Source organism: uncultured Limnohabitans sp. (assembly GCF_937889215.1).
Classification (GTDB): Bacteria; Pseudomonadota; Gammaproteobacteria; order Burkholderiales; family Burkholderiaceae_C; genus Limnohabitans_A.
Window position 1 is genome coordinate 1 of the sequence record NZ_CALBEX010000417.1, and the last position, 10,311, is coordinate 10,311.

At 60.6% G+C, this 10,311-nt stretch carries 10 protein-coding genes and 1 pseudogene; 2 read left to right on the plus strand and 9 right to left on the minus strand.

The genetic code is table 11. From position 1 onward, the window contains the following. Positions 1-98: 98 nt before the first annotated feature. Positions 99-2,480: a Tex family protein gene (locus tag Q0341_RS10620; RefSeq protein ID WP_299513010.1), complete on the minus strand. Its 2,382-nt coding sequence runs from the start codon at positions 2,478-2,480 to the stop codon at positions 99-101. Between the two features lie 278 nt (positions 2,481-2,758). Between Q0341_RS10620 and Q0341_RS10625 the strand changes: the two genes are divergently transcribed. Then, positions 2,759-3,151 carry a hypothetical protein gene (locus Q0341_RS10625; protein ID WP_299513011.1) on the plus strand — a complete coding sequence of 131 codons (393 nt, stop codon included), beginning with the start codon at positions 2,759-2,761 and terminating at the stop codon, positions 3,149-3,151. 243 nt (positions 3,152-3,394) lie between these two features. Further along, positions 3,395-3,640: a hypothetical protein gene (locus tag Q0341_RS10630; protein ID WP_299513013.1), complete on the plus strand. Its 246-nt coding sequence runs from the start codon at positions 3,395-3,397 to the stop codon at positions 3,638-3,640. 14 nt (positions 3,641-3,654) lie between these two features. Here Q0341_RS10630 and Q0341_RS10635 read toward each other — a convergent pair whose 3' ends face one another. From Q0341_RS10635 to Q0341_RS10670, 8 genes and pseudogenes are all read right to left on the minus strand, one after another. After that, positions 3,655-4,560, minus strand: coding sequence for an SDR family oxidoreductase (locus tag Q0341_RS10635; RefSeq protein WP_299513014.1), 906 nt, complete (start codon positions 4,558-4,560; stop codon positions 3,655-3,657). Beyond that, the gene (locus tag Q0341_RS10640; RefSeq protein WP_299513015.1) at positions 4,557-5,492 is read right to left on the minus strand and encodes a glutathione S-transferase family protein; all 936 of its coding nucleotides are present in this window, start codon (positions 5,490-5,492) and stop codon (positions 4,557-4,559) included. The genes Q0341_RS10635 and Q0341_RS10640 overlap by 4 nt, the downstream gene beginning before the upstream one ends. 10 nt (positions 5,493-5,502) lie before the next feature. Continuing rightward, entirely contained in the window at positions 5,503-6,519 is a 1,017-nt protein-coding gene (locus tag Q0341_RS10645; protein ID WP_299513016.1) for an NADP-dependent oxidoreductase, read from the minus strand. 26 nt (positions 6,520-6,545) lie between these two features. Continuing rightward, positions 6,546-6,968 carry a PaaI family thioesterase gene (locus Q0341_RS10650; protein ID WP_299513017.1) on the minus strand — a complete coding sequence of 141 codons (423 nt, stop codon included), beginning with the start codon at positions 6,966-6,968 and terminating at the stop codon, positions 6,546-6,548. Between the two features lie 17 nt (positions 6,969-6,985). Further along, a complete protein-coding gene (locus tag Q0341_RS10655) occupies positions 6,986-7,777 on the minus strand; it encodes an SDR family oxidoreductase (protein ID WP_299513018.1) in 792 nt (263 codons plus the stop codon). A 13-nt stretch (positions 7,778-7,790) separates the two neighbouring features. Beyond that, positions 7,791-8,096, minus strand: a complete 306-nt coding sequence (locus Q0341_RS10660; protein WP_299513020.1) for a Dabb family protein — start codon at positions 8,094-8,096, stop codon at positions 7,791-7,793. Beyond that, the gene (locus Q0341_RS10665) at positions 8,096-9,910 is read right to left on the minus strand and encodes an acyl-CoA dehydrogenase (protein WP_299513021.1); all 1,815 of its coding nucleotides are present in this window, start codon (positions 9,908-9,910) and stop codon (positions 8,096-8,098) included. Before Q0341_RS10665 ends, Q0341_RS10660 begins: the two co-directional genes overlap by 1 nt. Before the next feature lie 96 nt (positions 9,911-10,006). Continuing rightward, positions 10,007-10,311, minus strand: a pseudogene (locus tag Q0341_RS10670) (acetyl-CoA C-acyltransferase); the annotation flags it as partial.

A 10,311-nucleotide genomic window follows, 5' to 3' on the forward strand; every position in this document is an offset into this window, starting at 1 on the left:
GCCCGGAATGACGCCAATGTGCTCGGGCCGCAAACCGTGTTCACGGATGTGGGCCAGGGCCTTGGGGCCGGCGTGGATGTGAAGGGCTTGCATGCCTTTTACTTTTTAAGGCCTTGCAATTTGGCAAAAGCGCTGGCCATGGCAGAACCGGAGCCAGCGGCTGGGGGCGAGGTATAACCCCCAACCGATCCGCCGCCACGCTGGCGGTTGTCCCGCCCTGCCCCTTCAAACTTGTTGTCTCTCGGGCCATCGCGGCGGGCAGGTGCAGCGTCGAGCTTCATGGTCAAGCTGATGCGCTTGCGGGCCACATCGACTTCGAGCACCTTCACTTTGACGATGTCGCCGGTCTTGACCACCTCGCGGGCGTCGGTCACAAACTTGTTGGCCAGCTGGCTCACATGCACCAAGCCGTCCTGGTGCACGCCCAAATCGACAAAAGCGCCGAACTGGGCCACGTTGCTCACGGTGCCTTCCAAGGTCATGCCTTCTTTCAGGTCTTTGATGTCTTCCACGCCATCGGCCAGGCGCGCCACCTTGAAGTCGGGGCGTGGGTCGCGGCCGGGTTTTTCCAGCTCACCCAAGATGTCCTTGATGGTGATCGCGCCGAACTTGTCGTTGGCAAACAGCTCAGGCTTGAGGGTTTTCAAAACGTCCGAACGGCCCATGATCTCTTGAATCGGCTTGGCGGTTTTGACGATGATCTGCTCGACCACCGGGTAGGTTTCGGGGTGCACGCCGGTCATGTCCAGCGGGTTGTCGCCGCCACGAATGCGCAAAAAGCCAGCGCTTTGCTCAAAAGTCTTGGCACCCAGGCCGGTCACTTTGAGCAAATCTTGGCGGGTCTTGAACACGCCATTGGCATCACGCCAACGCACGACCGACTTGGCCACGCTGCCCGACAGGCCCGACACACGGGTCAGCAAAGGCACGCTGGCCGTGTTCAGGTCCACGCCCACCGAGTTCACGCAGTCTTCCACCACCGCGTCCAGGGTTTTGGCCAGCTCGCTTTGGTTCACGTCGTGCTGATACTGGCCCACACCAATCGCTTTGGGGTCGATCTTGACCAGCTCTGACAGCGGGTCTTGCAAGCGGCGGGCAATGGAGGCCGCGCCACGCAGGCTCACGTCCACGTCGGGCATTTCCTGGCTGGCAAATTCGCTGGCCGAGTACACCGAAGCGCCGGCCTCACTGACCACCACTTTCGTGATCTCCACCCCATCGCGAATACCTTCTCGCAATCGGGCGAGTTGTTTGATCAGGTCACCCGCCAGTTTGTCGGTCTCGCGGCTGGCGGTGCCATTGCCAATGGCGATCAGGTTCACGTTGTGTTTTTCGCACAGCTTGGCCAGGGTGAAGAGCGAGCCCTCCCAGTCCTTGCGCGGCTCGTGCGGGTACACCGTGGAGGTGTCGACCAGCTTGCCCGTGGCATCGACCACGGCCACTTTCACGCCCGTGCGGATGCCTGGGTCCAGGCCCATGACGACGCGGGGGCCAGCGGGCGCGGCCAGCAATAGGTCGCGCAGGTTGTCGGCAAACACCTTGATGGCGACCTTTTCGGCGTCTTCGCGCAGGCGGGTGAACAGGTCGCGCTCGGTGGACAGGCTGAGTTTGACGCGCCAAGTCCAGGCCACGCATTTGCGGATCAGGTCGTCCGAGGGGCGGGCCGCATGGCTCCAGCCCAGGTGCATGGCGATCTTGCCTTCGGCGATGCTGGGCTTGCCGGGTTCTGGTTCAACAGGAAGAACCAGCTTGGCGTCCAGCATTTCCAGCGCGCGGCCACGGAAGACGGCCAGCGCCCGGTGGCTGGGCACGCGGCCAATGGGCTCGTCGTAGTCAAAGTAATCGCGAAATTTGGACACATCGGCATTGTTCTCGTCCTTGCCGTCGGCCAGCTTGCTTTTGAAGAGGCCTTCGTTCCACAGCCATTCGCGCAGAGCTTGCACCAGTGACGCATCTTCAGCCCAACGCTCACTCAGCAAATCGCGCACGCCGTCGAGCACAGCGGCGGTGGTGGTGAAGTCCGCGCCTTCAATCGCGCCTGCAGCCAACACAAAGGCTTGCGCTTCGGCATGCGGGTCAAGGCGCGGGTCAACAAACAGCTTGTCGGCCAAGGGCTCCAGCCCGGCTTCGCGGGCAATCATGCCCTTGGTGCGGCGCTTGGGCTTGAAGGGCAAATACAGGTCTTCCAGCTCTTGTTTGGTCGGCGCGGCGTCGATGGCGGCCAGCAAATCGGGCGTCATCTTGCCCTGCTCGGTGATGCTTTTGATCACCGCAGCGCGGCGGTCTTCCAGCTCACGCAGATAGCCCAGGCGCGACTCCAGCTCGCGCAGCTGGATGTCGTCCAGCCCGTCGGTCACTTCTTTGCGGTATCGGGCAATGAAGGGGACGGTGGCACCACCGTCCAGCAATTCCACAGCGGTTTTGACTTGGTCTGGGCGGATTCGGATTTCTGCGGCCAGTTGGGCCAGGATTTTTTGCATTGCTCTTTTGGCGCTTCAGCGGCGCTCACCTCTGACAAAGGGCGTGAGTTTGCCACAGCGCTCAAGTTGGGCCGCGCGAGCCGGCCAAGGTCAAGCCTAGGGCACCCAAAAACCGCATAAATCATCAAAAAACACAGTACAAGCCCTTCATCCGTTGGTATTTGTGAATTTCCACATAAAAACAACATTTGTGGGTATTTAATCCACAAAATTGAAATCTTTATAGCAAATATGTAAACTCTGCTCCATTGATGACTTTAACAATATTGGAGTAAAAAATGACAATTTTCAACAAATCCGCAATTCGCCACACCACTCGCCGTTTGGCCTTGGCTTGCGCAGCCGGTGTGTTGCTGGTGTTGACTGGCTGCGCCTCGGTGCAAGGTCCATCTTTGCCGGTCTCCGAGTTGGAGTCTTTCGTGCCCGTAGCCAAGCATGCCCGAGTCATGAACGACGTCAAAGTCCGTTGGGAAGTTCGTGAAAACGTCTCAGAAGTCTGCAGCCGGGCCGCCAAGCTCACGACCACACAAGCCTGGATGACTCCCCCGCTGGCCTGCGCGATGTGGAATGTGGCCAGCAATGAATGCGTGATCATCACAGGCAAAAAAGTTTCCCACGTTGAGCTGGGTCACGAGTTGCGCCATTGCTTCGAAGGCAATTTCCACCGTTGATAAGCACACACCGATGAAACATTCATGACTTTAGGGTCTTTTTAATTAGAAATTGTTGTATTTGATATACAATTTGCCAATTCATACATTCTCATCATGCGCAAAGCGGTTGTTGTTTCATCTTTTTTTCGGTCTGCCTTCTTACGCTTTGCATTCTTGACCATCCTGCTGTTAACAGTGAGCGGATGCCAAACAGTGGCAAGCCACAAAGTCGCGGCTCACGAATTCATCCCATTCAACGTCATGCCTGCCCAGCACCGCATCATGAATCAGGTGCGCATCAACTGGGAAGTGCGTGACGATGTGGCACACGTCTGCGCCCATGCGTACAGCATGGGACGCCAACAGGCTTACTTAACCCCTCCCGTGGCCTGCGCCATTTGGGACATCCTCAAAGCAGAATGCACGGTGGTCACCGGCCCGTTGACCAGCCATGTGGCCTTAGGCCACGAACTCAGGCACTGCTTTGAAGGCCACTATCACCGATAAAACCGGCCATCGGTTCAGCATCCGCGCAATGCATTGCGCAGCTTGTCGCCCAGATCGGGGCGTGCTGCAAACGGGTCGGGCGGGTTGTGGCCTTGCACGATGGCTTCCATGCGGCTTTGCACGTTGCCCAGCGCTTGGGGGTGGCTGTAGATGTAAAACTGGTCGCTGGCAACGGCATCAAACACTTTTTGGGCCACATCGGCCGCTGACACTTTGCCACTGCTGACGGCTTTGTCGCTTTGGGCTTGGCCAATCAATTGGCTGGCTGTGGGTTTGTCAGCCGCCAGATCGGTGGGGCGGTTGCGTTGGCTTTGGCTGATGCCGGTGGGCACAAAATAAGGGCACAAGACGCTGGCGCTGACTTGGTCGGTCACCAAGTGCAGGTCTTGGTAGAGGGTTTCTGTCAAAGCCACCACGGCGTGTTTGCTGACGTTGTAGATGCCCATGTTGGGCGCAGTGAGCAAACCGGCCATGCTGGCGGTGTTGACGATGTGGCCGCGGTAAGCCGGGTCGGCCTTGGCGGCGGCAAGCATCATGGGCGTGAACAAGCGCACGCCGTGCACCACGCCCCAGAGGTTGACGCCCAGCACCCATTCCCAGTCGGCGACCGAGTTTTCCCAAACCAAGCCCCCTGCCCCCACGCCCGCGTTGTTGAACACGAAGTGCGGTGCGCCAAAGCGCTCTTGCACGTCGGTGGCCAGCTGTTCCATGGCCTGGGCGTTGGAGACATCCACTTTGCGAGCCAGCACTTGCGCGCCTTGGGCGGTCATTTCGGCTTCGGCCTTGTCGAGTGCGTCTTGCTGCACGTCGATCAGCACCAGGTTCATGCCCAGTTTGGCACCGATGCGGGCGCATTCCAGCCCGAAGCCCGAGCCTGCACCCGTCAAGACGGCGGTTTTGCCTTGGAAGTTGTCAATCATGGTGTGGCCTTTTTCAAAGTGAATCCCACGCGAGGAAAGTGAACATGGACCGTGCCGGTCTGCGCATCGCTGCGGCGCAGGGTGTAACGGGTGCGGGTGGCGGCGATCAATTCGCCTTCGGTGGGCTCCAGCCCAAAGTGGTCGGCCGCGATCACGACCTGGCTGCCCAGGGCGATGCCGTGTGCGTCCTGAAAAGTTTGATCTTGCAAAGCCGCTGGCGTGGCGTTGTGGGCCACTTGCAGAGCTTCTGCGGCATGGCACTTGCCGGGTGTGCCCTGCCCGATGGCTTTCATGCGGGCCATCCAAGATTTGACCTCGGGTGTCGCGTCAAAAATACCGGCCAAGGCGGGCGTGCGCTCTTGCGTGAACCACAACGGGTGATAGGCGGCAAAGTCGGCCAAGCTGGCTTGTGCGCCGAGCAAGAAGTCTTGCCCTTGCAGCATGTTGGCCAGGTGACGCAGATAGCTTTGGTAGGTGGGGGTCGCTTCGGCGGGCGACATGCGCGCCGCGCCGCTGCGCATGGCCGTGCGGTCGGCCACAAAGGCCTGCACGCCTTCTGCAGGCGCACCGGCAAAGACCTGTGCCACGCCTGCGGGCTGAAAGTTGTAGGCCATGGCGGCGGTGAACAAGGCGCTGTCGGCCCATTGCGCCACGATGCGGGCATTGCCTTCAACACCCGCGGGGTACAAGCTGGGCGTGGGCGCAATGTGCTCCAGCACATCGCAAATCAGGGCCGTGTCGCAATACACGTCCGCACCGATCTGCAACACCGGGGTTTTGCGGTAACCGCCCGTGAGCGCTGTCAGCTCGGGCTTGGGCATGACCATCGGGATGAACACGCTTTTCCAGGCCAGTTGTTTGTGGCCCAAAACCAGCCGGATCTTCTCGGCAAACGGCGAGGTTGGGTAGTGGTGCAGGATCAGATCGGACATACGGCCAGCCTCAGACCAGTTTGACCAGCTGCTTGCCGAAGTTCTTGCCCTTGAGCAAGCCGAGGAAAGCCTCGGGCGCAGCGGCCAAGCCTGGGGCCACGGATTCACGGGGGCGCAGCTTGCCGGTGCCCACCAAGGTGCCCAGCTCTTGCAGGGCCTCGGGCCAGATTTCCATGTGTTCGCTGACGATGAAGCCTTCGATCTTCATGCGGTTGACCAAAATGAGGGCTGGGTTGGCCATGGGCAGGGGCGCGCCGTCGTAGCCAGCGATCATGCCGCACACCGCGATGCGGGCGAAGGCGTTGGTGCGCAGCATCACGGCGTCGAGCACCATGCCACCGACGTTTTCAAAGTGGCCATCGATGCCGTTCGGGCAGGCTTCGCGCAGCGCCTTGGACAAGCTGATGTAGTCCTTGTGTTCCTTGTAGTCGATGCAGGCGTCAAAGCCCAGCTCCTTGACCACGTAGTCGCATTTATCTTTACCGCCTGCAATGCCCACCACGCGGCAGCCACGGGCCTTGGCCAATGCACCATAAGCACTGCCCACCGCGCCGCTGGCGGCGCTCACCGTGACGGTCTCGCCTGCTTTGGGGTTGATGATTTTGACCAGGCCATACCAAGCGGTCACGCCAGGCATGCCCACGGCACCCAGGTAGTGCGACAGCGGCACATGGGTGGTGTCGACTTTGCGCAGTGCGCCGAACACGTTGGCATCGACCACGCTGTACTCTTGCCAGCCGCCCATGCCCACGACTTGGTCACCGGCTTTGAACTTGGGGTGGCGGCTGTCCACCACTTCGCCCACGGTGCCGCCAATCATGACGTCACCCAAGGGCTGGGGCACGGCATAGCTTTTGCTCTCGTTCATGCGGCCGCGCATGTAGGGGTCGAGGCTCAGGTAGTGGTGACACACCAGAACTTCACCTTCTTTGAGTTCAGGCAATGGCAATTCGACCATCTTGAAGTTGTTGGCGGTGGCCTCGCCCTGAGGGCGGTTGTCCAAAACGATGCGGTGGTTGATGGGCATGTGTGACTCCAGTGAATTTGAAAGCGTTAATCGGTGGAAGGTGAAGCGGTTTCGCGACGGCTGACGTATTTGAAGGTGCCCGTGGCGTGGGCGCAGAGTTGGCCTTGGGCATCGAACACGCTGGCTTCGGTGAAGGCCATGCTGCGTGTGCGGTGTTGCAAATGGCCTTTGCCCACCAGGGCTTGGCCAGCCAACACTTTGGCGGGGCGCATGAAGCTGGTTTTCATCTCGATGGTGACCACACCCATGTCGGGGTCCACGCTGCGGGCAGCGGTGGCCATGATCACGTCGAGAAAGGTCATGACGGCACCGCCGTGTGTGACATCGAATGAATTGAAGTGCTCGGGGCGCGGCGCGAAATGCAGCTCGGACTCGCCGCCTTCAAACTTTTCGAGCGTAAAACCCAGGTGGTCTACAAAGGGGATCTTGGCGCCAAACGGAATGCTCATGTTCAAGGGCTTTCCCATCAGCCGCCGATGATGGCGCTGACACCGCCATCGACCGCCATCCATTGACCGGTGATGTGTTTGCCCGCGTCCGATGCAAACAACAAGGCCAGGCCTTTGAGGTCTTCGTCGTCGCCCAGGCGGCGCAGCGGCGCGCCTTGGGCCATCTTGTCTGCGCCCAGTTTTTCCAGCAGGCCGTAGGTCATCTTGCTGGGGAAAAAGCCCGGGCAAATGGCGTTGACGGTGATGCCGTGTTCGCCCCACTCGCCCGCCAATGCGCGGGTGAAGTTGACCACGGCACCTTTGGAGGTGTTGTAGGCGATGGTCTTCATCTCAGACGGGTTGCCCGCCAAACCGGCGATGGAGGCGACGTTCAGGATGCGGCCTTTGCCACGCGGAATGAACGACAGCTTGGCCACTTCTTGCGACAAGATGAAATAGCCGCGGACATTCAGGTTCATGACCTTGTCCCAGGCCTCAACCGGGTGGTCTTCGGCTGGAGCGCCCCATGTGGCACCGGCGTTGTTCACCAAAATGTCGATTTGCCCCATGCGCTCCATGGTCTCGAAGGCCAGGCGGCGGATGTCTTCTTCTTTGCCGCAGTCGGCGGCAATCCAGCGGGCATCAATGCCCGCCGCTTGCAGCTCGGCAGCAGCGGCTTCCAGATCGGCCGCTTTGCGCGAGCTGAGCATGATCTTGGCACCGGCTTCGCCCAGGGCATGCGCCATTTGCAGGCCCAGGCCACGAGAGCCGCCCGTGACCAAGGCCACTTGGCCGGTCAGGTCAAAAAGTTGTTGAACAGTGCGTGTCATCGGTTGGCTCCTTTTATTCGACGTTGAAATCCATGCAGCGGCGCTCTTGCACGACCGCTTTCATGAAGGGTTTGATGGCCACATGATCGGGGTGATTCTGGTAAGCCGCTAGCACCTGCGCGTCATCGACGAGCATGTGCAACACCAAGTCGTTGGTGCAGTCCATGCCGGGCGTGGCGGTGGCGACTTCAAAAGCGCGAATACCGGGCACCACCTGGGCGCACGACAACAGCAAGCCCTTGGCCTTGACCAGATTGGTGGCTTTGTCGGCCCCCTCGGCGTGGTCCTGGAGGTTCCACATCACGATGTGGCGGATCATCAGAACGCGTCCTCGGGCAAGTCGGCGCAAGTGGCGTCGCGGCTGCTGACCACGGCCAGCCAAGCCCCGATCTTGGGCAGCTCATAACGGAAAAAGTAGCGGCAAGCGGCGCGCCGGCCCACCGCAGCAGGGCTGTGGTCGTTGCCCAGGCTGTTGGCCACGTCGAGCCAGATCCAGGCGATGACCGTGTGGCCAAAGGCCTGCAAATACGGCACGGCGTTGGCCAAGGCTTGCGCAGGCTGGGCACCGTCCCAGGCTTGTTGGGTGGCTTGGCCCACTTGATGCAGGGCATCGCGCAAAGCGGCTGCCTCTGGGCCCCAACCCGATTCGGCTTTGGCGGCCGTGGCCAACATGCGCTCGGCCAAGAGCTGCAGGCCTCGGCCGTTTTCCATCAGCACTTTGCGGCCCAACAAGTCCATCGCCTGGATGCCGTGGGTGCCCTCGTGGATCATGTTCAGGCGGTTGTCGCGCCAGTACTGCTCGACCGGAAAATCCCGCGTGTAGCCGTAGCCGCCGTGGATCTGGATGGCCAAGCTGTTGGCTTCCAGGCACCACTCGCTGGGGAAACTCTTGACGATGGGCGTGAGCACCTCCAGCAGCAGGCGCGCCACATCGGCGTCTTCGGCTGTGCCGGTGTGTTGCTCGTCCACCAGGCGGGCGCAGTACAAGGCCAAAGCCAGAGCGCCTTCGCTGTAAGCCTTTTGCGCCAACAGCATGCGTTTGATGTCGGCGTGCTCAATGATGCGAACTTGGGGCTGGCTGGCGTCCTTGCCCCCTGCCCCGGTGGGTCTGCCTTGAGGGCGGTTTTTGGCGTAGTCCAAGCTGGCGTAATAACCGGCCATGCCCAGCATGGTGGCGGCCATGCCCACGCCAATGCGGGCTTCGTTCATCATGTGGAACATGCAGCGCAGGCCTTCACCGGGCTTGCCGACCAAGTAGCCCACGGCACCTGTGTCACCTCTCACCGGGTACTTGCCCTCACCAAAGTTCAGCAGCGTGTTGGTCGTGCCGCGCCAGCCCAATTTGTGGTTCAGGCCGGCCAGCGCCACGTCGTTGCGCTCACCCGTCAGCTGCCCATTCGTGTCCACCATCTTTTTGGGCACGATGAACAGCGAGATGCCGCGAACGCCCGGCACCAACTGGCCATTGGCATCGGGGATCTTGGCCAACACCAAATGGATGATGTTTTCGGAGAGCTCATGCTCACCCGAGGAGATCCACATCTTGTTGCCCTTGAGGCGGTAGCGTGCCCCCAAGGCATCGGATTCAAAGTCTGCACCATCGGGCGTGGCGCGGGTGGTCACGTCGCTGAGCGACGAGCCCGCTTGCGGCTCAGACAGGCACATGGTGCCTGAGAAGCGCCCATTGAATTCGTTGGCCGCAAACACCTGCTTTTGCAAATCGGTGCCGTGCACCATGAGCAAATTGGCGTTGCCGCTGGTCAGCATGCCTGAGCCAATGCTGACCGAGGCCATGGCAAAAAACGCGTTGGCCGCCGCCTCCACGGTGTAGGGCAGCTGCATGCCACCGATCTCGTAGTCCTGTGCGGCGCTCAACATGCCCGACTCGGCATAGGCCTTGTAGGCGTCGTGTGTGGCTTGCGGCAAGATGACTTTTTCGCCATCAAAGTGCGGCTCTTGCGTGTCGACCAGGCGGTTAAAAGGCGCGTACTTCTCGCGGGCAATGCGCTCGCAGGTGTCGAGCACGGCGTCAAAGGTTTCACGCGAGTGGTCGGTAAAACGCTCGCGGCTTTGCAGGCTTTCAACCTTCAGCCAGTCGTGCAGCAAAAAATCAACGGTGGGGCGCAGGCTCATGTCGCATCATCCCGGTTTAAAAAACAGACAAAGAAAAAGGCGGTCAGCTGCAAACCGACCGCCTTGGTGTTGATCAGGCGTCAACAGCCACGGGCATCACAGCACTTCAAAAATGCCGCAAGCGCCCATGCCGCCGCCAATGCACATGGTCACCGCCACGCGCTTGGCACCACGGCGTTTGCCTTCAATCAAGGCGTGACCCGTCAGGCGTTGGCCTGACACGCCGTAAGGGTGGCCCACCGCAATCGCGCCGCCGTTGACGTTCAGCCGGTCGGCTGGGATGCCCAGCTTGTCGCGGCAGTAAAGCACCTGCACGGCAAACGCTTCGTTCAGCTCCCACAGGTCGATGTCGTTGACTGTGAGGCCCAGACGCGCCAGCGCTTTGGGCACGGCGTACACGG